The organism is Arthrobacter sp. SX1312, assembly GCF_002929295.1.
In the GTDB taxonomy this organism is placed as follows: Bacteria; Actinomycetota; Actinomycetes; order Actinomycetales; family Micrococcaceae; genus Arthrobacter_D.
Genome location: NZ_PJIM01000001.1, coordinates 1,014,277 through 1,035,172 on the forward strand (window position 1 = coordinate 1,014,277; position 20,896 = coordinate 1,035,172).

At 66.4% G+C, this 20,896-nt stretch carries 23 protein-coding genes; 9 read left to right on the plus strand and 14 right to left on the minus strand.

The genetic code is table 11. The features are described from left to right. Positions 1-51 precede the first annotated feature (51 nt). The 3 genes from CXQ92_RS04795 to CXQ92_RS04805 all read left to right on the plus strand — a co-directional run bounded on the left by CXQ92_RS04795 (position 52) and on the right by CXQ92_RS04805 (position 1,652). Positions 52-468 carry a hypothetical protein gene (locus CXQ92_RS04795; protein ID WP_146067384.1) on the plus strand — a complete coding sequence of 139 codons (417 nt, stop codon included), beginning with the start codon at positions 52-54 and terminating at the stop codon, positions 466-468. Positions 469-558: 90 nt separating this feature from the next. Then, on the plus strand, positions 559-1,056 hold the full coding sequence (locus tag CXQ92_RS04800; protein ID WP_104165693.1) for a tetratricopeptide repeat protein: 498 nt from the start codon (positions 559-561) through the stop codon (positions 1,054-1,056). Positions 1,057-1,112: 56 nt separating this feature from the next. After that, on the plus strand, positions 1,113-1,652 hold the full coding sequence (locus CXQ92_RS04805) for a tetratricopeptide repeat protein (protein WP_104165695.1): 540 nt from the start codon (positions 1,113-1,115) through the stop codon (positions 1,650-1,652). A 42-nt stretch (positions 1,653-1,694) separates the two neighbouring features. Here CXQ92_RS04805 and CXQ92_RS04810 read toward each other — a convergent pair whose 3' ends face one another. Next, the gene (locus tag CXQ92_RS04810; protein ID WP_104165697.1) at positions 1,695-2,645 is read right to left on the minus strand and encodes an NAD(P)-dependent alcohol dehydrogenase; all 951 of its coding nucleotides are present in this window, start codon (positions 2,643-2,645) and stop codon (positions 1,695-1,697) included. A 145-nt stretch (positions 2,646-2,790) separates the two neighbouring features. Between CXQ92_RS04810 and CXQ92_RS04815 the strand changes: the two genes are divergently transcribed. Continuing rightward, positions 2,791-3,579 carry an SDR family oxidoreductase gene (locus tag CXQ92_RS04815; RefSeq protein ID WP_104165699.1) on the plus strand — a complete coding sequence of 263 codons (789 nt, stop codon included), beginning with the start codon at positions 2,791-2,793 and terminating at the stop codon, positions 3,577-3,579. Between the two features lie 58 nt (positions 3,580-3,637). Here the strand turns inward: CXQ92_RS04815 and CXQ92_RS04820 are convergent, their stop codons facing one another. After that, positions 3,638-5,017: a glutamate decarboxylase gene (locus CXQ92_RS04820; protein ID WP_104165701.1), complete on the minus strand. Its 1,380-nt coding sequence runs from the start codon at positions 5,015-5,017 to the stop codon at positions 3,638-3,640. A gap of 30 nt (positions 5,018-5,047) precedes the next feature. Beyond that, positions 5,048-7,120, minus strand: coding sequence for a chloride channel protein (locus CXQ92_RS04825; protein WP_104165703.1), 2,073 nt, complete (start codon positions 7,118-7,120; stop codon positions 5,048-5,050). Between the two features lie 442 nt (positions 7,121-7,562). Here CXQ92_RS04825 and CXQ92_RS04830 point away from each other — a divergent pair, with 442 nt between their 5' ends. Then, positions 7,563-8,291, plus strand: coding sequence for an ABC transporter ATP-binding protein (locus CXQ92_RS04830; RefSeq protein WP_104165705.1), 729 nt, complete (start codon positions 7,563-7,565; stop codon positions 8,289-8,291). Then, positions 8,288-9,049, plus strand: a complete 762-nt coding sequence (locus CXQ92_RS04835; RefSeq protein WP_104165707.1) for an ABC transporter permease — start codon at positions 8,288-8,290, stop codon at positions 9,047-9,049. Before CXQ92_RS04830 ends, CXQ92_RS04835 begins: the two co-directional genes overlap by 4 nt. Positions 9,050-9,112: 63 nt before the next feature. Here the strand turns inward: CXQ92_RS04835 and CXQ92_RS04840 are convergent, their stop codons facing one another. From CXQ92_RS04840 to CXQ92_RS04865, 6 genes are all read right to left on the minus strand, one after another. Then, a complete protein-coding gene (locus tag CXQ92_RS04840; RefSeq protein WP_104165709.1) occupies positions 9,113-10,195 on the minus strand; it encodes an alpha/beta fold hydrolase in 1,083 nt (360 codons plus the stop codon). Positions 10,196-10,540: 345 nt separating this feature from the next. Further along, complete coding sequence (locus CXQ92_RS04845; RefSeq protein ID WP_104165711.1) at positions 10,541-11,341, minus strand: ABC transporter permease subunit; 801 nt, start codon at positions 11,339-11,341, stop codon at positions 10,541-10,543. Next, positions 11,334-12,272, minus strand: a complete 939-nt coding sequence (locus tag CXQ92_RS04850) for an ABC transporter ATP-binding protein (protein ID WP_104165713.1) — start codon at positions 12,270-12,272, stop codon at positions 11,334-11,336. The genes CXQ92_RS04845 and CXQ92_RS04850 overlap by 8 nt, the downstream gene beginning before the upstream one ends. Positions 12,273-12,310: 38 nt before the next feature. Then, complete coding sequence (locus CXQ92_RS18600) at positions 12,311-13,009, minus strand: TetR/AcrR family transcriptional regulator (RefSeq protein ID WP_104165715.1); 699 nt, start codon at positions 13,007-13,009, stop codon at positions 12,311-12,313. Between the two features lie 240 nt (positions 13,010-13,249). After that, a complete protein-coding gene (locus tag CXQ92_RS04860) occupies positions 13,250-13,645 on the minus strand; it encodes a hypothetical protein (RefSeq protein WP_146067385.1) in 396 nt (131 codons plus the stop codon). Continuing rightward, the gene (locus CXQ92_RS04865; protein WP_146067386.1) at positions 13,635-13,835 is read right to left on the minus strand and encodes a hypothetical protein; all 201 of its coding nucleotides are present in this window, start codon (positions 13,833-13,835) and stop codon (positions 13,635-13,637) included. Before CXQ92_RS04865 ends, CXQ92_RS04860 begins: the two co-directional genes overlap by 11 nt. A gap of 177 nt (positions 13,836-14,012) precedes the next feature. Here CXQ92_RS04865 and CXQ92_RS04870 point away from each other — a divergent pair, with 177 nt between their 5' ends. The 3 genes from CXQ92_RS04870 to CXQ92_RS18610 all read left to right on the plus strand — a co-directional run bounded on the left by CXQ92_RS04870 (position 14,013) and on the right by CXQ92_RS18610 (position 15,082). Beyond that, on the plus strand, positions 14,013-14,303 hold the full coding sequence (locus CXQ92_RS04870; protein ID WP_146067387.1) for a hypothetical protein: 291 nt from the start codon (positions 14,013-14,015) through the stop codon (positions 14,301-14,303). A gap of 356 nt (positions 14,304-14,659) precedes the next feature. Then, positions 14,660-14,893: a hypothetical protein gene (locus CXQ92_RS18605; RefSeq protein ID WP_258069706.1), complete on the plus strand. Its 234-nt coding sequence runs from the start codon at positions 14,660-14,662 to the stop codon at positions 14,891-14,893. A gap of 3 nt (positions 14,894-14,896) precedes the next feature. Next, on the plus strand, positions 14,897-15,082 hold the full coding sequence (locus CXQ92_RS18610) for a hypothetical protein (RefSeq protein ID WP_258069707.1): 186 nt from the start codon (positions 14,897-14,899) through the stop codon (positions 15,080-15,082). A 195-nt stretch (positions 15,083-15,277) separates the two neighbouring features. Here CXQ92_RS18610 and CXQ92_RS04880 read toward each other — a convergent pair whose 3' ends face one another. The 5 genes from CXQ92_RS04880 to CXQ92_RS04900 all read right to left on the minus strand — a co-directional run bounded on the left by CXQ92_RS04880 (position 15,278) and on the right by CXQ92_RS04900 (position 20,581). Beyond that, complete coding sequence (locus tag CXQ92_RS04880; protein WP_104165724.1) at positions 15,278-16,114, minus strand: alpha/beta fold hydrolase; 837 nt, start codon at positions 16,112-16,114, stop codon at positions 15,278-15,280. A 655-nt stretch (positions 16,115-16,769) separates the two neighbouring features. After that, positions 16,770-17,606: a hypothetical protein gene (locus tag CXQ92_RS04885; protein WP_104165726.1), complete on the minus strand. Its 837-nt coding sequence runs from the start codon at positions 17,604-17,606 to the stop codon at positions 16,770-16,772. A gap of 537 nt (positions 17,607-18,143) precedes the next feature. Then, positions 18,144-18,398 carry a hypothetical protein gene (locus CXQ92_RS04890; RefSeq protein ID WP_104165728.1) on the minus strand — a complete coding sequence of 85 codons (255 nt, stop codon included), beginning with the start codon at positions 18,396-18,398 and terminating at the stop codon, positions 18,144-18,146. A gap of 224 nt (positions 18,399-18,622) precedes the next feature. Then, positions 18,623-19,084: a DUF1801 domain-containing protein gene (locus CXQ92_RS04895; protein WP_104165729.1), complete on the minus strand. Its 462-nt coding sequence runs from the start codon at positions 19,082-19,084 to the stop codon at positions 18,623-18,625. Positions 19,085-19,240: 156 nt separating this feature from the next. Continuing rightward, a complete protein-coding gene (locus CXQ92_RS04900) occupies positions 19,241-20,581 on the minus strand; it encodes an APC family permease (RefSeq protein ID WP_104165731.1) in 1,341 nt (446 codons plus the stop codon). Positions 20,582-20,896 lie beyond the last annotated feature (315 nt).

Below are 20,896 nucleotides of genomic sequence, written 5' to 3' on the forward strand. Positions count from 1 at the left end.
GGTGCCGGGGTTCACCGCCTTCGGCGACCGAGGGGGCGCGGCGCGCGGTCCGTGCCGGCCGTCCTTGCCGCGTGCGCCCTTTCGGGATGTGGCTACGGGTCCGTCTCCTGCCCCAGCTGGGCGGGCTTTCCGACGCCGCAGGAGAAGTACGACGCCGCCGACCTCGTGATCGTCACGTCGTCGAGCACGCGCGACGGGACAGCGCGCATCTTCGGGGTCGATGCCCACGCGTACGAGGTCCGGGCGGACGAGGTCCTGAAGGGCCGAGTCGATCAAGGAAGCGTGCGTATCTCGTCGATGCCCGACTCCTGCAGCGGCACCGCGGAGTACCCGGACGGCGACCCCCTGGATACCTCCGATGCTCTGCTCGTGTTCGCCACCCGGCAGGACGGCGAGTGGTTCACGCTGACACCGCTCGACGGCACCCTTCCCTACACGCAGGAAGCGGTCGATGCCCTCGCCGGATAGGTCTCGTGGCGACGAAGGCACGTCGATCCCTCGGAAGGGCATCGGCGAGGTCGATCCGACCGTGCTCGTGCGACATGGCAAGCTGGCGGGATGGCTGACGCAGCGTGGCACCAGGCGATCGACCGCTTCTACGAGCAGGAGTTCGACGACGCCGATCCGCAGGGCTCGATCGCGAGGATGCGGGATCTCGTCTCGGTTCGGCCAGAGGGCGATGCAGAAGCACTTTTCGAGTTGGGCGGAGTCCACGATGCCCTCGGGCTCGAGAACGAGGCGATCCCGCTGTACCGGCGAGCCATCGGAGCAGGGCTGGAGGGTTCGAGCGCGCTGCGCGTCTCCATCCAGCTGGCGAGCACGCTGCGCAACACCGGCAACCCCGCCGAAGCCGTGGCGATCCTCGAATCGATGCCCGACGCCGGCGTCGATGAAGGCGCACGGCAGGCCTTCCTTGCCCTGGCACTGCATGACGCAGGCCGCCACGGGGACGCACTGAGGACAGCGCTCCTCGCCCTCATCCCCACCCTCGACGGTTACCGCAGGGCGCTCACCGACTACGCGGCTGAACTGCCGGGTACGGTCACGAAACGCTGAGGGAGCCGCACGCCTCGGAAGGGCCTCCGGTGCGTCACCTGTGCGAGAGTGGCGCCATGACTCTGGATGACGAGCTCGACCTGATCGTCGGGCGTCGGGACCGCGACAACATGCGGCCGACCATCGATGCGCTGCTCCCCCTCCACGCCGCATACCCCGAGGATGCGCGCGTACTCTACGAGGTCGGCGGGGCCTACGACACCGCCGGCCAGGAGGACCTCGCGCAGGGATTCTATGAGAAGGCTCTTGCTGCCGGACTCGAGGGGGACCTGCTGCGCAGGTGCTACCTCCAGTACGGATCGACGCTCAGGAATCTGGGCGAGTACGGGACGTCGCTCGAGGTCCTCGGAACCGCGCGCGGATTGTTTCCCGACTCCCCTGCCCTGGCGGTCTTCGAAGCCATCAGTCTGCAGGCTGCGGGCGGGTCGAACGAATCCGTCGCGTCACTGCTCGATCTGGTGGTGGCCCACCTCGGCGCTTCCGACATCGGGCGTTACGAAGCGGCGATCAGCGGCAACGCGGCCTGCATCCGCTCGATGGAAGGGGCCGTGGAACACCTTCCACGAGCAGTGGACACGGACGAGCCCCTGGCCTGATGGACTCACGGCAGGGTCCCGGACCTCCGGGCGCGAGCGACGTCACGGGACAACGACCACCTTGCCGAGCGCGCGCCCCTCGCCGACATGGGTGAGGGCCTGCGGTACCTCGCCGAGCGGGAAGGTGCGGTCGATGTGGATGCCGAGATCGCCGTCGATGCACTGCTGCGCGACGGGTTCGAAATGCGCTGGGCCCTGTCTGACAGCGAGGACGCCGAGCCGCCGCCCGGTGAGGAAGCCCGAAGCGGCTCCGACGGTGACGACCTGCAGGAGCATTCCCAGGGTTCCGCCCACGCAGAGATACCGGCCGCCCCGGGTCAGCGCCCTCCGGTAGGCGAACGCGGATCGCTGGGCGACGAGATCGAGCACCAGGTCGTAGGGCTCGAGTCTGGTGAAGTCCTGGCGGCGGTAGTCGATCACCTCGTCGGCCCCGAGGTTCCGCATGAAGTCGAGCTTGCCGGCGTTGTCCACGCCTGTCACGTGTGCGCCCGAGAGCCTGGCGAGCTGGATCGCGAAGGATCCCGAGCCGCCGCCCGCCCCGTTGATCAGCACGCGCTGCCCGTGGTGCGCGCGGGCGGTTCCCTGGAGAGCGATCGAGCCTGCCTGCGGTAGCGTCGAAGCCTCCGCGAACGTCAGCTCGGCAGGCTTGTGGGAGAGCGCGGCGGCGGGGACCACTGCGTACTCGGCGAAGCCGCCCTTGAGTCCCAGATTGTCGCCGTACACCTCATCGCCGACCCGGAACCGGGTGACGCCAGAGCCGACGGCGGTCACGCGTCCGGCGATGTCGGAGCCGAGCACCCGGCGGGCCGGGGCGCGCAGCCCGCCGAGCCGCGCGTACATCGGCTTGCCGCGGAGCCCCTCCCAGTCCGACAGATTGACCGACGTCGCAGCGACCTCGACGAGCACCTGATGTGCTCCGGGCGTCGGCATCGGGACGTCGCTCAGCCTCAGCACGTCCGGTGGGCCGTAGCGCTCGTAGACGACGGCCTTCACGCGGCTCTACCCTCCAGGCAATACACGGAACCGACCATGCGCATCAGGATACTCACGCTGGAAGGAGGCGGATCGAGGGCACGGCTGTCCCTGCGCATCGTTGTCAGTGTCATCACCCGATTGTCCTTTCACTTAGGAGCCCCCCATGTCTGTTCAGTTCGCTGGTACAACCGCTCTTGTGACGGGTGCCAGCTCCGGCTTGGGCGCCGAGTTCGCCCGGGTCCTTACCGCCCGCGGCGCCGATCTGGTCCTGGTCGCCCGACGCCTGGAGCGGCTCGAGGCGATGGCTCGGGAGCTGGAGGCACGCCACGGCATCATGGCACGGGTTCTCGGTACCGACCTGGGCGTGCCCGCGTCGTGGGGTCAGGTCAGGGCCTTCACCGACGCGGAGGGCGTCCGGGTGTCCACCCTGGTGAACAATGCCGGCTTCGGGACGTACGGGGTCCTCGCCGAGGCCGACCCCGCCCGCGCCGACGAAGAGGTCCGGCTGAACGTGGGCGCCCTCACCGCACTGACCCGGGCGTACCTGCCGGATCTCATGAGCGAGGGCACCGGCGCTCTGGTCAACGTTGCCAGTACTGCGAGTTTCCAGCCCGTCCCCGCGATGGCGGTGTACGGGGCCACGAAGGCCTATGTGCGCAGCTTCACCGCCGCGGTGGCGTGGGAGACGCGCAACACCGGCCTGCGCGTCACCGCCCTGTGTCCCGGCGCGACGAGGACGGAGTTCTTCGACGTGGTCGGGTCCGAGCATGCGAAGGTCGGACGCTACCAGAGCCCCGAACAGGTTGTCCGAACAGCGATGCGCGCTCTCGATGCACGGCATACCCCTCCCGTCGTCGTGTCGGGCGCCGCCAACCGAGTCGTCGCGGTGCTCGGTCGGCTGGCACCGGCCCGGGCGGGGTTGCCGGTGACAGCGGCCCTGATGGGACGCTAGTCCCACCGTCCGGGAAGGGCCTGTAACCGCAGCCCGGCGAATTCCCCGTTGCAGGGGGTCAGTGGCCGGATCCGGTGACGATCCTGTTTCGTTCCGACTCGTGCGCGCCGCCCTTCTTCGCCAGCGTGGAGCACGCTTCTTCGATGTCCCGGGCGAGCGTATCGACGTGCTCGCGGCTCATCGTCTCCTTGACGAGGGCCCGCATGATCGTGATGTCCTGCGCGTTCGGCGGCAGGGTGTACGCCGGCACCATCCAGCCGCGCTCGGCCGAGAGCTGCCAGGCGATGTCGAACTCGTCGTACCCGGTGTCGGCGGCCAGCCGGAACGCGACCAGGGGAAGTTGTTCCTCGTCGGCGCCGATGATCTCGAACCGCCCCATGGCCTCCAGTTTCTCGGCGAGCACGCGGGCGTTGGTCTGCATGTTCTGCATGATGTAGGTGTACCCGGCACGGCCGTAGCGCACGAGGTTGTAGTACTGGGCGAGGACCATCGCCGAGCCGGTGGAGAAGTTCAGGGTGAAGGTCGAGTCGGTCTTGCCGAGGTAGTTCTCCTCGAAGACGAGGTCCTTGGCGAGGTCGGCCGTCTCCCGGAAGATCAGCCAGCCGATGCCGGGATAGACCAGTCCGAACTTGTGCCCGGAGACGTTGATCGAGCGGACCTGCTCGAGCCGGAAATCCCATGCGGAGTCAGGGTAGAGGAAAGGCCAGACGAACCCGCCGCTCGCCGCGTCCACGTGCATCGGCACATCGATACCTCGTTCACTCTTGATCCGTAGCAGCAGGCCGTTGATGCCGACGACGTCGTCCTTGTGCCCGGTGAACGTCGTCCCCAGGACGGCCGCGACGCCGATGGTGTTCTCGTCGATGTGGGCCTGCACGTCCTCGGGGCCGATGGTGTACTTCCCCGGCTGCAGGGGCACGATCCGCGGCTCGACGTCGAAGTAGCGGCAGAACTTCTCCCACACGACATGCACGTCGCCGCCGAACACCAGATTGGGGCTCGGCGTCGACGCCCCGACGGCCTCGCGACGCTTGCGCCAGTTCCACTTCAGGGACAGACCACCGAGCATGATCGCCTCGGATGACCCCTGGGTCCGGGCCCCCGTGGTCTCACCGGGGGCGTGGAAGAGATCGGCGAGCATCCGGATACACCGCTGCTCGATCTCGGCCGTGCGGGGATACTCGGCGTGGTCGATGAAGTTGCGGTGCAGGTTCGCAGCGATGATCCGCTGGGCCTCCGGCTCCATCCACGTCGTCACGAAGGTCGCCAGGTTCCGGGCCGGATCGCCCTCCAGCGCCAGGTCCTCGGACACCAGTCGCAGGGCATCCTGAGCAGGGATGCCGGTCTCCGGGAACTCCCGGCTCGGAACCTCCTGGGTGACGAATCGGTTGCCGAACAGTGCTGCGTCGGCTTCCGCGTGCTGGGAATCCACTGACATGACTACTCCTTCAGAAACAATCGACAGGGCTTACGGATGAGCTCCCCGGTGCGCAGGGACTGTGGCGCCGGCGGGCTCCGGACTCAGCATCAGAATCGCGCCGGCGAGGAAGCACAGGGATCCTCCCAGTGTGCCGAGACCGGCCAGCTCGGCGTTCCAGGCCTCGCCGCTCGACGGAATGACGAAGGCCGAGACAGCCGAGATGCCGAACACAACCGAGCCGGCCATGTTCACCACGCCGATCTTCCACGTCCGAGGTCTGGGACGGGCCGCAGCAGCGCTGCGATGGGCATACCGCAACGCCACGGCGCTCGAGACGAGGAATGCCACGGAGCCCAGTGCGTCGGGTCGCCACACCCGTTGCTCGGTGAGCGCCGGGTCGAGATTGACCAGCAGCGCGTTCGCCGTACGCCAGTTGAACCACAGTGTGCCGGCGAGCTGGATCGCGCCGGCGAGCCACACGAGATCACGCGGCTCCCAGACCCAGAACGAGCGGTGCCGCGCAGATCCCGGGACCGGGAGGGCATCGACGGCTTCGCGGTATTGCAGATACGCCGCGCAGGTGAAGAACAGCGAACCGACGAAGAAGGTGAGTCCACACACGTGCGATCCCACGGCCTCGGCGTACGGCGGCACCGTGCCCAGAGCGAACAGGCTCGAGCCGATGATGAACAGCCAGGCGATGCGCCGATCCTGGACGGCCGATCGGCCCGCCCCCGAAATCTGAGGTGCACGGTCGGCCCTCGAGCGAGACTGCGATGTGGGGTGATCGACGTCGTCCGGTGTCCTGGACGCCTTCGGGCCCGGGTCCGGGAGCACATTGATGATCACGAAGGCCACGGCCACAGCCACCACCACCTGGGGTGTCACGGCCACCCCGTCGACGCCCAGCAGCAGTGTGGCCAGTAGTGTCGACGTCAACGGCAGTCGCAGCATGGCTGCGCACATCGCCCCCATACCCATACCGATCCCTGCGGCGAGGTCCATGCCGGGCAGTCCACTCATGGCGATACCGAGCGCCGCGCCGATGAACATCGAGGGGAACACCGACCCACCCCGGAAAGCACTCAGCGAAAGCCCGTAGACCAGGGTCTTGCCGACGATCAGAAGGACCAGCACGGGGAGCGAGTAGGCAGCGGCGTTCCCGACCAGCTCCGGAAGTGCGTCCTGCCCGGAGAACAACACCTGCGTGAAGCTGAGACCGGAGATCAACTGGTACGCCATCGCGGTCAGACCGATCAGCAGGCCGAGCGCGGTCGTCACCAGGACGCGGTTCCGGTGCACGACTGGCCGGAGCGACAGTGCAGCTTGGCGGATCACCCATCCCAACAGGGCACCGACGACACCCATGACCACCGCCCAGCCCAACGTCGCGATCGTCGGCTGAACCGCGGGTGGCACCTCGGGCAGCGCCAGCGAGAAGCTGCCCAGCCCGGTCCAACCGTCCAGACCGACGAACACCAGCGCCCCGACGCCGGAAGCGAGCAGTCCTGGCAAGGCCACCAGACTCAGTGTCATCCCCCCGATCCCGGCAGCCTCCATGATCAGGAAGGCACCGAGTACAGGAGAGCCGAGCAGGGTACTGACCGCCGCGAAACTGCCGGCCGACGCCATGATCGTCAGGGCCATCGGCGGGGCATCCTTCTTCACCAGGTGCACCGCCAGCGCACCCAGGCCGCCACCGATCGCGATCAGCGGGCCCTCCGGACCGAGCACCGCACCGAGGCTGAGCGTGGTCAGCGCCGCGAGGACGATCCCCACGAGCTCCCGGCCCTTGGGCGGAGCGCCGCCCGACCTGAATCCCTCGGCGGGTGAATGACCCCCGGTTCCCGGCAGATACCGGATGGTCAACGCCGTCAGCAGCCCACAGAGCACCGACCACGGAACAGGCCACCACGCAGGAGCGGGACCCCCGAGGAACTGATCCGGCAGCCCGACGAAGACGAACTGCTGGACCGCCGCGACCGAAGCGAGAAAGCCGTACGCAATGATCGAGATGGGAATACCCAGAACCGCTGCCAGAACGAGCGCAGCGATGTAGGCCTTGGAACGAATCACGGCAATCGGATCGATACCGGGCGGTGATACGGCCGCCCCGCTCATTCCCGGCAACCCGACACGCAGGCAGCCCACGTTCGCCCGGAAGGCGGACTCCCCGTGGACTGAGGCACCGAAGTACTCGACAGAACGGTGTCGGTGCGCCCTTGCTCGCAGGTGGGCATCCCTTCTCCTTCCGCCGGCCACACGGTTGCCAAGCTATTGCTTTCGGTGCACGCGACCATCACCAGTTGCGGGTGAATCAGAACCAGACCCCCCGCCCGATGAAGGCACCGTCGCCGCGCTCGTCCTGTACTCCACACTGCCGAATACCTTCACACCTTCGCCGGCTCTGCCCCGGCAGACGCCGCGTTCCTTCGCTGCCTTGATCCCCTCGGCCCGCCGACGGTCCCGCCGTCGGGCGAACGTGAGGTCCGCGAGCCGTCATGGATCGTCCTCGGTTGGGGTTGTCTATCGCGGGCGGATCGGTTCTCCTAGGGTATGAAGCATGGACGACGTCGGCGGGTTGCGCGCGGACCAGGTGCGCCGCCGGCTGGGTGACACGCTCGCCCTCGATGGGGTTTCGCTCGCTGTCGAGCCCGGGCAGGTGCATGCCCTGGTCGGCCTCAATGGTGCGGGCAAGACCACTCTCCTGCGTGTGCTGCTCGGCATGCTCAGTGTTGACTCCGGATCGGTCACGCTCGGCGGTGTTGCGCTCTCCGGGGTCGAGCCCGCGGCATGGGCGGGGGTCGGGCACACTCTCGAGACGGCTTTTGCGTACCCGGAGCTCGATGTACGGCAGAATCTGGAGATCGCCGCGCGTCTTCGCCTCGTCGGGTCGGACCGGATCGACGGAATGGTCGAGTGGTCTCTGTCTGCCTTCGAACTCGGTGCATATGCCGGGGTGGCCGCGCGGCGGCTCTCGCAGGGCAACCGGCAGCGGGTCGGGCTCGCGGCGGCGCTGCAGCACGCTCCGGGCACCGTCGTGCTCGACGAGCCGTCCAACGCGCTCGACCCCGCCGGCGTTCTCCTGCTGCGCGAGACCCTGCTGCGACGTCGCGATGATGGCGCCGCGATTCTCGTGTCCAGTCACCACCTCGACGAGGTCGCCCGGATCGCGGACCGCATCACGCTGATGAACAGGGGACGTGTCATCGGCAGCCTCGATCCCGACACCCTCGACCTCGAACGCTCCTTCTTCTCCGCGGTACACGCCGACGACGAGGCACGACGATGAAGTGCCTCGGCGTCGCGTTCGCCGTCGAGGCGCGGAAGGCCGCGGCTTCCCAGGTCTTCCGTACGATCACGTGGCTGCTCCTGGCCGGCCTCGGCGTGCTGAGCGGCAGCCTAGTGCTGGCCGTGCAGGCCGGCAACGAGCAGGTCGCCGGGCAACTCGGACCGCTCGGCGCCCTCGACGGCTGGCCATTGCTCATCGGCGCGGTGATGCAGATTGCAGCCGCCGGAGGGCTGCTCGCATTCGGCGTCGCCGTGAGTTGGATCGTTGCACGTGAGTTCGCCGATGGCACGATCACCGGCCTCTTCGCACTCCCCATCCGCCGGTCGACCATCGCGGTCGCGAAACTCGCGGTGTTCCTCGTCTGGGCGGTGATGGTCGCGCTCGGGCTGACGGTGACGACGGGGCTGCTCGGAGTGCTGCTGGGATACGGGCTTCCTACGTACGAGAGCGGTTTCGCTTTGCTCCGGTTGTTCGTGCTGTCGGTGTTCACCGCGCTCTCGGCGGCGCCCGCGGGCTGGGCCGCGACGCGCGGTCGCGGGATCCTGCCGGGCATCGCGGCCACGATCGTGATCCTCGTGATCGCTCAGGTGGGCGTGCTGTCCGGCCTGGGTGGATGGGCACTGTTCGGGGCTCCCGCCTTGTGGGCGATGACGCCAGGAGCCGTGACGCCGGTCCAGCTTCTACCGACACTGCTCGCCTCCGCGGCATTCGCCGGTGCAACCGCCGTCGCCTGGAACCGGCTGCAGCTCGACCGGTGACAGGAGGCTCGCGTGTGCGACGCAACGGGACATCCCCATTTCGTCGATGTCTTCCGTCTTCACCTATTTCCTGGTGTCGTGCTGCTCGGAAGCCGGCTGCCGCGTGGTCCGGAGGCGGGCATGGGCGGCGTCGAGGTGGTTCGTGATCGCGGCCGTCACCATCGGCATGTCAGGGTAGGGGAACGGGTGACCGGCGTCCTTCAGCCACAGGCCGCGGGCGGACGGGATGGCTGCGGCGAGGCGGTGGCCGTGCTCGATCGGCAGGAGCGCGTCGGCGTTGCCGTGTATCACGAGGGTGGGTGCCGTGATGCCGGCCAGCAGGTGGTATCGGGAGCGGGTGACAGCGACAGCAACCTGGTGCTGCAGCAGTGCGCGGAGGTTGAGTCCGTGTCGTTCCCGCAGGTCGTAGAGGATGATCCTGGTCCACTCTTCCACGTCGACGGGTTCGTCTCCGCCGTGCGCGACCAGTCCCGTCAGGAGCTCCTTCACGCGATTCGTTTCCCCACCGAGCAAGCGGTATCGCAGCAGTGGGAACCCCGCAATCGCAGACCGGATCAGCGGCCAGGTCCGTGGTCCGGGCATCGAGGGGTCGGTCGGGTCCGCCGAGGTGGACATGAGGGTGAGGGAGCGGACACGCTCAGGGTGGGCGAGCGCGACCTCCTGGGCGACGAATCCTCCGAGGGATAGCCCGACGACGTGGATCCTATCGACGCGGAGCTCGTCGAGGACGGCGATCGCATCGTTCGCCATGTCGATCAAGGAGTACGGGTGCTTCCGGCTCCAGCCTGTCATCCAACTGGACGCGCCGGTGCCCCGGTGGTCGTACCGGACCACGCGGTACCCCGCCGCCGCCAGCCCGCGCAGGAACGCGGGCGGCCAGAACAGGGAGCCCACACCGAGTGAGGAGTCGAGCAGTACGACACCCCTCTCCGCACCGACAGGAGGGAGGGACTCGTACCAGATCCGGACCCCGCCGGACCGGGCGTACCCCGATGTACCGCTGACGACTCCCGTCACGGGGCCGGCGCGGATGCGGGCAATCGTTCTCCCGGTGCCGGGCGGCAGGCGAGGCCCTCGCCACGTCAGAAGCGCCGCGAGTCCGGCAAGCCCCGACGCCGCCGATGCCAGCACCACCCGTCTCCTCATCGGCTCAGCATAGAAGACACCAGCAGGTATGCGGGCCGGCCGGATGGGTTTCTCTCAGGGATACCAAGGGCTGCCTTCAAAGGGAGTTATCTGTCCTCCTCGTGTCCAGCTTCGAACAACAGCATCCGGGTACGACCACTCGAATCCCGCACCTCGAAAGGATGCAGCACGGCCGGTCGAACCATCACCACTCCCCGTGTGAACCGCAGCGGTAAGCGACGTTCTCTGGTAGCGCACCAGGCTCGGGCGGTGCGCGGCATCGCCCCCACCGTCGCTTGCAAGCGGCTGCAGCTCGGTCGGTGACAGGAGGGCACGGTGGCGCGACACGCCACCTTGCCGAGGATGTCATCCGATCACGTCACGTCGTCGAAGCGCGATCGTCGCCAGGACGACCAGGACTGTGCTCACCCCCCACAGGAGCACGAGCCCTGCCCAGTCGGTGCCGTCGGTGAGCGGCTGGTCGCGGTACGCCCAGGAGTACGGTGAGACCGCGCGAAGCCACTGTGCGTCTGTCACCTGGTTCGCTATCGCGTTTCCCACGTATGCAAGGACGGCGATGCCCGCGCCGGCACCTATGGCGAGGATCCGTCGGCCCGTGACGGCGCCGACGAGAAGGGCGAACCCGCCCGCCAGGGCTGCGAGTCCGACAAGCGCCGCGGAGGTGCCCACTGCATCGGGCGGGTCGATGGCGAGTTCGGCTGGTTCGATGAGCATGACCACGATCGCCGCGGCGAGCAGCCCGAGCCAGGCCAGTCGAACGATCACCGACAGTGCCGACTCGAGTGCGACCTGCGTGCGGCTGACCCCGTGCGCGAGTGTGAGCTCGAGCTGGCCCGACTCCTCGGCGCCGGCAATCGCCGACGACCCCCAGGACACCGCGGCGATGACCAGCAGCAGGAATCCGATGAGCCCGTAGAACGTGCTCTGCACGTACCCCGGACCTGACGCGATCTGCTCGTAGCCGAGCGTTTTCACGAGCTCGGGCGGGAGACTGTCGATGATCTGCTGCATCTCACCGTTGCCTCCGATGCTCGGAAACAGTGGCAGGTACAGCAGCAGCGCGGCTGCGACCCCAAGACTCCAGCCCAGGAGTGAACGCCACGAGTCACCGAGCGAACGACGGAAGACCGGCAGGATCCTAGACATGAGTCGCCTCCTCGACGCTGCCGGAACCGTAGAGCTGGAGCACCGACTCCTCGAGATCCGGTTCCTCGACCGTGAGGTCGACAACCCGGTGGCGGGCCAGCAGCTTCACGAACGGATCGATGTCGCCCTCGACTTTCGCCCCGAGGCGCGCGATCCCACCGCCTTCGTCACCGGTGACGGCTATGTCGCTGAGTCCGGGCAGTTTCTCGAGGTCCCCGCGCAGCAGTGCAAGGGAGGTCCCGTCGACGCCCGCCCGCACATGCCGGACGCTGCTGAGGCGCAGCGAGTCGACGCGACCCTGAGCGACGATCCTGCCACCACTGAGCACCGCGACTTCGTCGGCGGTCTGCTGGATCTCACTGAGCACGTGCGAACTGAGCAGAACCGTCTGACCCGCGTCGCGCGCCTCGCGCACCATTTCAAGGAAGGTTCGCTGCACGAGTGGGTCGAGCCCGCTCGTCGGCTCGTCGAGCACCAGCAGTTCAGGGTGGTGCATGAATGCCTGGATGAGTCCGAGTTTCTGCTTGTTGCCCTTCGAGAGCGCGCGGACCGGTCGGTCGAGGTTCACGCCGAGCCGATCGGCGAGCCTGTCGATCGTCCCTGGTGGAACCGGACCGCTGATCTCGGCGAGATGCCGGAGCAGTTGCCGGCCCCGAAGGCGTCCCTCGAGCCGCAGTTCCCCGGGGACATAGCCGATACGCCGCCGTAAGGCCGGGCCGCCCTCGCCGGGCGTGGTACCCAGGATCCTCGCGGTTCCGGACGTCGGCCGGATGATGTCGAGCAGGATACGCAGGGTCGTGGTCTTGCCGGCCCCATTCGGGCCGATCAGTCCGAACACCGCCCCTGGTGTCACGTCGAGATCGAGGCCATGGAGTGCTTGATGTGCGCCGTAGCGTTTGGTCAGTTCGAAGGTTTCGATAGCAGGGATCATCGCCCCGTGTTCCTTTCGTGCGAATGAAGTGGATGGAGTCAGGACCGGCGGGGGCGCGGCGGGTCCGGGTCCTGATTGGGGTCGTTCTCCCCTTTGTCGGAGCGAGGTCCACTCGTCCTCGTCAGTGCCTCGCGCGCGGCGACAAGCATCCGATCGTCGGAGTAGAGGCCGTGCGTGTAGAGGTCGAGAATCGGGATCGTCGATCGACGGATGCCTTCCTCGCTCAGTTGGTCGAGGCCGAGACCCCGCGTGACCTGCCGTCGCATCACCAGTGGGGCCAAGCCGTGCAGCGTGAGGTACAGCGCGAGGATGTCGCGGTCTTCGGGCTCCCGCATGATGCCTGCGGCGATTTGCTCGTCCAGCATCCGGGACGTACCGGTGAGCAGCGCGTCGAAAAGCTCATCCGCGGCGGTTGTTCCCGAGGACAGCATGCGGGCGAGGTAATCGATGAGCGGATGAAACCGATCAACATCGGCTAGCCAGCGAGCAATTGCCGAGGTCGCGTCTCGGGTCATTTCGTCCTTCCGGCCGACGAACTCCTCCACCACGTAGCGGTCGCACGCCTGACGCAGTCCATCCTTCGAGCCGAAGTGATGGAGCACGAGCCCAGGGCTGACATCCGCCGCAGCGGCAATCGCACGAACAGTTGTTGTGCCGAAACCGTCGCGCCCGAAGAGAGCCACCGCAGCGTCACGTATCCGCGCGCGGGTGCTCAGATCTTCGGATGCTGAACGCATGTTTAATATGCTAGACGCCTGTTCAGGTCACCATTAGACCTGGAACGACTTCTTGTCGTCCTCCTACAACGGGCCACTCCGTTCCTGAACGACCATCCGCGCAGAGATATTCGAAGTCACGTGTGCCCGACGTGGTTTTGATCGACGTCGTCTGCTCCGGCCGTCGAGTGGTTCGGGGAATCACTTTCGGGTACATCTCGCCGAAGCGCATGCGGACTTACCAGGTGAGGCTGTTTGAAGTCACTGTTGATCGGAGGGTTCGTGGAATCGGCCTATGCGTTGGGGTGAGCTCTTGGGGACGCGCTCGACGAGTCCGCGGGCTTCGAGGTCGACTTTGGTGTAGCGGACGTAGTTGGCGAGCCGTCCGTTGGGGAAAGCCGGGTGGGACCCGAGTCTGGTTTGCCCTTCGTTGACGATGACCTGCAGCGGCACGGTGCCGTCGTCGGCGGCGAAGGCGTCGATCGTGGTCAGGATGACATCGACGAGCAGCTCGTACTGCTCGAGCGCGATGGTCCATCCGTCCAGGCCATCAGGCCGGGTCGCGTTGAACACCTGCACCCGCCCGCGTTTCCGGGCACGTTCATCTTCAGCCCATGCCCGTGGAGCAACGGCCGCCGAGTGTGGGTCAGCGGACATGCGGCGCCTCTACGAGGTCCTTGAGTTGCTGCAAGTCCTTCACGTGCAGCGGCCGGATCGAGCGGCGCAGCCACCTGTTCGCCAGGGGTTTCAGGATGCGCGGCACGGGAGGATCGACATCGAAGGCAAGCGCCACCCGGGTCCGGGTCGGTGTCGCGGAATCGATAGGGAAGTCGACGTTCGGGCTCACCCAGTTCCCGGGCGGCAAGGAACAGATCCATGTCGACGTGATGACAGCCAGCTTCCACGAACATCGCCGCGGACTCGAGGAAGCCGTCGCGACTGCTCCTTCCGGAGTCCGGGGCCCGCTCTACGCCGTGGCGGATTGGTTCACCTCCCACCCCCGGTCGATGTGGCGAGGATGGCGTTGGCCGATTTCCCTGCCCTCCCTCCAGCCGCGGCGGACGAGCTCGCTGCGCTGGCGTACGACTCGCTGCGAGAACCGATCTCGGCCGCACTCGCGGCGGCGCGGGATGCGCAATCCGAGACGCTGTCGATCACGGACCTGAATCAGGCAGCGATGGCCCTGGTAGCCCTCGTGCAAAGCGTCCACTCCGTGCCGGCCCGGTACCTGCAATCCCCCGAAGCGAAAACGGAGCTTGGCCGCGGTTTCGTGGATATGCTTCTGGACGGCTGGATACGGAGGGAACAGAAGTGACTCCCGAAGAGCTGCCCCCGTCACCGAACCGGACTCCAGACCTCGACGACAACTTCTCGGACGGACTGTCCACGCGGTGGTGGGTCCCGCACTATCTGCCGCATTGGACGACGCCGGACCGATCCGAAGCCCGCTAACGCGTCACTCCGGAGGGCGTCGAGCTCAGGATCGAAGCCGACCAACGCGACTGGCGGCCCGAGTACGCGCCTCTGCGCGTCTCGAACCTCCAGACCGGCACCTATTCGGGCCCGGTCGGATCTCCGAACGGAACACACCGCCATCGCGATGACGAACTCCACGTTCGAACCCAGATCCCACAGCGACTGCTGTTCGCGCCCTCCAGCGGGCGCATCGACGTGACCGTCACGGCCAGCCGAGACGAGGGCTGCATGCTGGCGGCGTGGCTGGTCGGCACCGAGCATCTCTCTGCCGAGCATTCTGGAGAAATCTGCATATTCGAGATCGACGCTGAAATGATCGGCGAGACCACCATTTCTCGTTCCGGTATCAAGGCGCACCACGACTCCCGATTGGTCACGGACCTCGCCGAGGTCGCCGTCCCCCTCGACGCCGCCGAGCCCCACACGTGAACCGTGATCCGGGACAACAACGAAACGATCGTCGGCTGTGAAGGCCGCGTTGTGCGGCGCCTGACCCAAGCGTCGACCTACCCGCTGCTCCTCATGATCGACCTCTTCGAGATCGGGCCCGCCTCAGGCCGCTACCCCAAGGCAGCAACCATCCACCACGTCCAGGCGTGGAACTTCAGCCGCACGTAGCTGCCTTCAGCACCATGGCCCGGTCAGTCGATGCGATCCACGAGCCGCGCATGCACCTCCTCAACGGAACGTCCGTCCCCGCCAAGGAGGCACCTCATCCGCTGATGGGTTCTGCGACTTCTGCAAACTTGCCCTAAGCAATTGTGAGCGTCGCGCAACTTCCTCGGGCACAACGGATCCCTCGCTGGGTATGGCTTAGTGGTGTGCGGCGCTTCGGACCATCTCCGCGATGAGTACGGGCTGCTCGAGGCTAGGCAGGTGTGCCACGTCAGGGAGGACGCGTCCTGCCCCCTGTCCAATGCGGCGTGCGGTCTCCTTGTAGAACGGCACGTCGCAGGGCAGATCGAGGTCACCCCAGGTGCACAGCACCGGCACGGTCGCCTCGCCGAGTCGGGTCCAGGCATCGACACCGGCACTGCCGGCAGAATCGGGTGCAGCGGCCGCCAGGATCTTCCGGTTCATCGCCTCGAAGAGGGCACGGACATCTCCTGCGACGCGGCCTTCCGCGGCTCCTGGGCCGTCCAACCACAGGTGAGCAAGCGCCCGAATCCTGTCGTCATCTGCCACGGTCGGGTCGTCTGCACGTGCCATGAGCGGGGCGGAGGCGTCGTCCGGTTCCCAGTCGAACGGGGTGTCCTCGTCGGTCATTCCTGATACCGCAGCGCCGATCAGCACGACTTCGCTGACGCGATCAGGATGCAGCAGCGCCGTATCCAGCGCGACTGCCCCGCCCATCGAGTTGCCGACGAGAAGGGCCCGGTCCAGGGCGAGTTCGTCCATGACGTGAAGCAGGTCGTCCACGTGTGTGAATGACGATGAGTCCGCCGCTGCCGGGGTGTCTCCGTAGCCGCGTCTGTCATAGGCGATGAGATCGAGACCGTCGCCCTGCAGCGCGTCCGCCACCGTGGTCCAGGATCGCCGGTCGGCGACACCAGCGTGCAGGAGGACAACCGCAGGTCCCGGTGCTGACCACCGCGTCACAGCCAGCTGACTGCCATCCGAGGCCGTGACCATGAGTTGCTGAGCATCCATGGACCTGAACCTACTTCAAACACAAGACCATCCACAGAGGTCTTCGTCCTGACGGGGTGCCCACCAGCCGATCGGGAGCGCCACCACGATGCCGCGGATGATTCCGGTGTCATGGCGGCCCACCCCGATCGATCAGGGAGGGATGAAGAAGTAGCCGACAGCATTGATGAGACGAAGCGCGATGACGCTGACCGCGTATTCTTCGGCATGCGGACCACCGGGGTACGACGGAAAGGCACCGGCCGGTAACGGATGCGTTTGCGCGCACCAATGCGTCGGCGTCGCCACATCCGATGAGAGCACCCAGGCCTACATCGGTGGTTCGCGACCATACAAGTCCGGGAGCATCGAATCATCACCGTTCGCACCGTCGTTCTGCCCGGCGGGCTGGTCAGCACCATGACCGGGACACCGTTGGAGTTGAACCGGGCGAGCATGTCGCCAAGCCCGTCCGTGCGAGCCTCGGTGACCGCAGCCACGTCCTCCGTCGGCTCGAGCGTCAGCAGGAGCATTCCGCCGTCCTGCCGTAACTGCTCCGCGGCGGACTCGATCAGGTCAGGATCTCTTCCTCGTCGAAGGAGAAGTCCGACAACGTGACGGCCGCTGCGGGCCGCTCACCGAGTTCCGCGGCGAAGCCGGCTCGGACGACATCGCGTCACGAACCGATCGGTGAGTTCGTCCCGTCCGCGCTGTCCATGGCGTAAACGACCTCGGAAGGATCGGGCCATTCCGTCAGGAGACTTTCGACGAACTCGACGGTCTCCTGGTCGGACGCTTCTGCAGTCAGGTGATCCAACCGGCCGGCGGAAAGCTGCAGAAGGACCTGATGCGGCGCACCTTCCGGTCCGACGAATTGAGCGCGCACCGGGAAGACCTGGTCATGGGGCACTGCGCGCGGCACGTCGGCTGGGACTTCGAAGTACACGGTCGAGGTGAATTCGTCGGCCCAGTGGACCTCGTGCGCGACGGCCAGCTGCGCGCGGAGCTCGCGAACTCCCGCTGTTTCGGTCGCATCGAGCATGCCTTCGATGAGGCCTCGAATGCGCGGGTCCAGCGACCTCACCTGCTCAGGTTCATCGTCCAGCATCGCCATGAACTGCTCCCTCCTGGCTGCAGCACGGTCACCGAGGAAACCAGCGAAGGTGAATGCTGCGGTGCCTGCTGCCATCCACCGGCGCGGGTGCCGCGTGCCGGCCCGCCGAAGTTTCTCCTCGAGACGGGCATCGATCACATCTCCGACATCGGCAAAGCGAAGGGCGGCGGCTGCTGCCGCAAGCCCCGCAAGTGCCCGCAACAGTGATCGCCTGCCACCGACCGTGACGCCGATGTACAGGCCGGTGACAGCAGCGGTCGCGACGTGGACAACGCGGCGCTGCTGGTCGTCCAGCTTGGATGGATCGATGAGGGTAAGACCCCCCATGATCGCCGTCGATGTGATGCCGAAAACCGGTGACGCCGGATCGGCCAATAGGTGCTGCTTCGCATGAGTCACGAGTGGTCCTCCATCGATGAGATGATCCTTGTCTACCACGGAAGAACGAGACCGCTGTGGTGTTGATCGGCCCACGCACGCCTAAGTGTTGGCAGAGCCATCGGGCCAAGCGGGGTTCTCGGTGCAGACGGTGGGGTGGAGCTTGTTGCAGCCTGCCTGCGCTGCGCGCTGTTCCACCCGGGCGCAGAGCGCTGCCGGGACCGGCGCCTCACAGGAGGCCTGCAACGGAACTGTTCAATGCATGAAGCCACTGCTGTCTCTGTCGCGGTCGTACTTCCCGCAGTGCCCGCAACGCCTGTAACGACTGCCGTCGTCGGTAGATTCGATGTGCCAGAGATGGCGCAGATTCGGTGTGCACAACACGTTCTGAAGCATGACCCTTCCTCTCGAGAGCACAATCGGCACGTACGCTACCTGAGCAGACCTCATGGGGATGACGGGCAGGGCGTGACGGCCGACCAATGATCAGGCAGCCGGCCGTCAGAGCGACCTGCAAGCCACGGCTGGGCCCGGCCATGACGCCCGGTCTCGTAGGGGCTAGGGAGATACCACATCGTCGTCGAAGACGGCCCTGGGCCGTTGCGGCAGATCGTCGATCAACTCGTTCAGCGCAAGGGCTACGAGGTTACGGTCCCCCACCGGAAGCGGATAGACGCCGTTGAGATAGGCATCGAGCTCGAAGGCCCGGACGTTGCCCCCGATGCTGAAGTAGTGCAGCCAGAGCTCCTGCACGGTCAGTTCCGCGGCGTCGGCGGCGAACCGTGCGCTGCGCTGTTGAGCCTGTGCGGTCATAGCGAGACCTGCTTACACGTGCGACCGGAAACGAAACGTGCCCGTGCTCCTTGAAACACCACTGAAGAACCGGAATATCTTCAGATGGACACTCAGTACCTCAAGTTTAGGCCTGGGCGGGAGGCGCCGGGAAAATACCAAGAGCCCTGCCTCTACGAGCAGCTCCGGATGATCAGCACTCACGCCAGACCACTCCTGAGAAGTAGGACCGGTGCGCCGACGGTTCAGCGCACCGCGTCCTTGACGAGGGCAATGATCGCCCTCTCGGCCTCGTCGGTCAGCTCGTTCACTGCGTAGGACGTGGGCCAGAGTCCGGAGTCATCGTCGAGGCGGGCCTCGGTCGAGAAGCCGAAGGTCGAGTACCGTTCGCTGTCGGTGTGCCCACTCCTGAAGAAACACACCACTTTCCCCTTGCGCGCGTAAGCGGGCTGACCGTACCAGAGCTTCGGTGACAGCTCGGGGGCATGGGTGGTGACGATGGCGTGGATGCGCTCCGCTGCGGCGCGGTCGGGCATCTCCATCCCAGCGATCTTCGACAACACCTCCAGTTCCTCGGCAGCTGCTTTACCACCGCGTGTTCGGCTTGCTTCTTTCTTGAGTTCGGCGGCACGCTCTGTCATGGCAGTCCGCTCCTCCTCCGAGAAACCACCCGAGTTGGTGCTGCTCTTGCTGGTATCCGCACTCATCAATGTCACTTCCTTCTCGTGGCTGTCTGTACTTCCGACGCCGGCGGGTTCACGTTGCGGGCTGCTGTCCGGCGCTTGGGAACCCGAGCCCGTGCCTTTGCTTCATGGTTCGGTGCCCTGAGTAGGTCCGATCGGTTCCAGCAGCGGGGCTGGTGGTCAGCTGGCGCGGGCGCGGTCTTCGCGTTTGCGTCCGGCGCGCGCGGCGAGGAACAGCAGGGACCCGACGATGATGTAGGCGACGGCGCCGAGCCAGACGATCCCGGTCTGCTGCGTGAGGAGTGCGATGCTGGCGATGATCGCGAGTACCGGCACGACCCGCGGGGCTGTGAAGTGGGCGTGGTCGACCTTGTCATTCTTGAGGACGAGGACACTGACGTTGGCCGAGAGGAACACCAGGAGCAGTAACAGCACGGTCGTCTCGGCCAGTGTCGAGAGGTTTCCGGTGAGGGTCAGTGCGATGGTCAGCGCGGCGACGACGACGATCGAGACCCATGGGGTGCGGCGTCCCGGCAGCACACGACCGAATGCGCGCGGGAGGAGTTCTGCTTCTGCCAGTCCGTAGCCGACGCGGCTGGCCATGACCATGAACAGCAGCGCACCGTTCGCGATGGCGATCAGGGCGATCAGGCTGAACAGTCCGAGCGGAATCCCCACCCCGCTGGCGGCGACGACGTCGAGCAGCGGGCCGGTGGATTCGGCCAGGTCGGCCGGGGGCAGGACGATGACCGCGCCGAGGGCGATGAGGAGATAGACGACGGCCGCGGTGCCGATGGCGCCGAAGAGGGCGCGAGGATAAGCCCTGGAGGGGTTACGGACCTCCTCAGCCATGTTGGCGGCTGCCTCGAAGCCGAGGAAGGAGAAGAACGCGACGATCGATGCGGCGAACGCGCCCTGGAGCGGTGGTACGTCCGGCGCGAACTCGAGCAGCCGGGATGGTTCACCGTTACCGCTGGCGAGCACGATGGCGGCAACGACGATGACGAGCACGAGGCCGGTCACCTCAATGATCGACGCGATGAGGTTCGCGGTGAGGGACTCCCGGACGCCGCGAAGATTGATCAAGGTCAACAGGATGATGAACACCACCGCTGCGGGAGCGGCCGGCACATCGATGAGCGCTGTCAGGTAGTCGCCGGCGAAGGCATTCGCGAGGGCAGCGGCCGTGGTGATGCCCGAGGCCATCATGAGGAAGCCCACGAGGAAAGACAGATAGGGAATGCCGAAGGCCCGGTCGACGTAGCGTGCGGCTCCTCCCGCGTGCGGGTACTTTGTGATGAGTTCCGCGTATGTCCCGGCAGTGAGCAGTGCTACGACCAGTGCGATAAGCAGCGGTATCCAGATCGCACCCCCGATGTCAGCCGCCATGGTGCCCACAAGGGTGTAGATGCCGGCACCGAGGGTGTCTCCCACGATGAACGCGAACAGCAGCGGGGCTCCGATCGCCCGCTTCAATCCACTTGGTGCACTTGATGTAGTCGTGCCGGGGTCGTTGGTCATCGCACTATTGGAGTCCGATTTCCCGCCCAACGCAACCGACTCGATGAATGCAGGACACCGCGGACCTGCGATCCAGTTCGCTCGACGCCGGTGCTGCACGGCTCAAGATCCTCTCGCGGACAACCTTCACCATGGCCGCAGCGCACCTGGACTCCCGGACGCATCCAATGCAGAACGGCCACGACCTCAATGTCACAGGCCCCGACCTCGATAGATGTGTGGCGTCGGAATGTACTCGACCAAGTGGCGTTGCGACGTGCCCGACGCAACATGTCCAACCCCTTTATGCGTCCTTTTCGCACGCGTCTCCGATCG

Coding starts and splice junctions, on each gene's coding strand:
- CXQ92_RS04800 (WP_104165693.1), top strand. CDS start 559: ATGGCTGACGCAGCGTGGCACCAGGCGATCGACCGCTTCTACGAGCAG.
- CXQ92_RS04805 (WP_104165695.1), top strand. CDS start 1,113: ATGACTCTGGATGACGAGCTCGACCTGATCGTCGGGCGTCGGGACCGC.
- CXQ92_RS04815 (WP_104165699.1), top strand. CDS start 2,791: ATGTCTGTTCAGTTCGCTGGTACAACCGCTCTTGTGACGGGTGCCAGC.
- CXQ92_RS04820 (WP_104165701.1), bottom strand. CDS start 5,017: ATGTCAGTGGATTCCCAGCACGCGGAAGCCGACGCAGCACTGTTCGGC.
- CXQ92_RS04825 (WP_104165703.1), bottom strand. CDS start 7,120: ATGAGCGGGGCGGCCGTATCACCGCCCGGTATCGATCCGATTGCCGTG.
- CXQ92_RS04830 (WP_104165705.1), top strand. CDS start 7,563: ATGGACGACGTCGGCGGGTTGCGCGCGGACCAGGTGCGCCGCCGGCTG.
- CXQ92_RS04835 (WP_104165707.1), top strand. CDS start 8,288: ATGAAGTGCCTCGGCGTCGCGTTCGCCGTCGAGGCGCGGAAGGCCGCG.
- CXQ92_RS04840 (WP_104165709.1), bottom strand. CDS start 10,195: ATGAGGAGACGGGTGGTGCTGGCATCGGCGGCGTCGGGGCTTGCCGGA.
- CXQ92_RS04845 (WP_104165711.1), bottom strand. CDS start 11,341: ATGTCTAGGATCCTGCCGGTCTTCCGTCGTTCGCTCGGTGACTCGTGG.
- CXQ92_RS04850 (WP_104165713.1), bottom strand. CDS start 12,272: ATGATCCCTGCTATCGAAACCTTCGAACTGACCAAACGCTACGGCGCA.
- CXQ92_RS18600 (WP_104165715.1), bottom strand. CDS start 13,009: ATGCGTTCAGCATCCGAAGATCTGAGCACCCGCGCGCGGATACGTGAC.
- CXQ92_RS04860 (WP_146067385.1), bottom strand. CDS start 13,645: ATGTCCGCTGACCCACACTCGGCGGCCGTTGCTCCACGGGCATGGGCT.
- CXQ92_RS04880 (WP_104165724.1), bottom strand. CDS start 16,114: ATGGATGCTCAGCAACTCATGGTCACGGCCTCGGATGGCAGTCAGCTG.
- CXQ92_RS04890 (WP_104165728.1), bottom strand. CDS start 18,398: ATGACCGCACAGGCTCAACAGCGCAGCGCACGGTTCGCCGCCGACGCC.
- CXQ92_RS04895 (WP_104165729.1), bottom strand. CDS start 19,084: ATGAGTGCGGATACCAGCAAGAGCAGCACCAACTCGGGTGGTTTCTCG.
- CXQ92_RS04900 (WP_104165731.1), bottom strand. CDS start 20,581: ATGACCAACGACCCCGGCACGACTACATCAAGTGCACCAAGTGGATTG.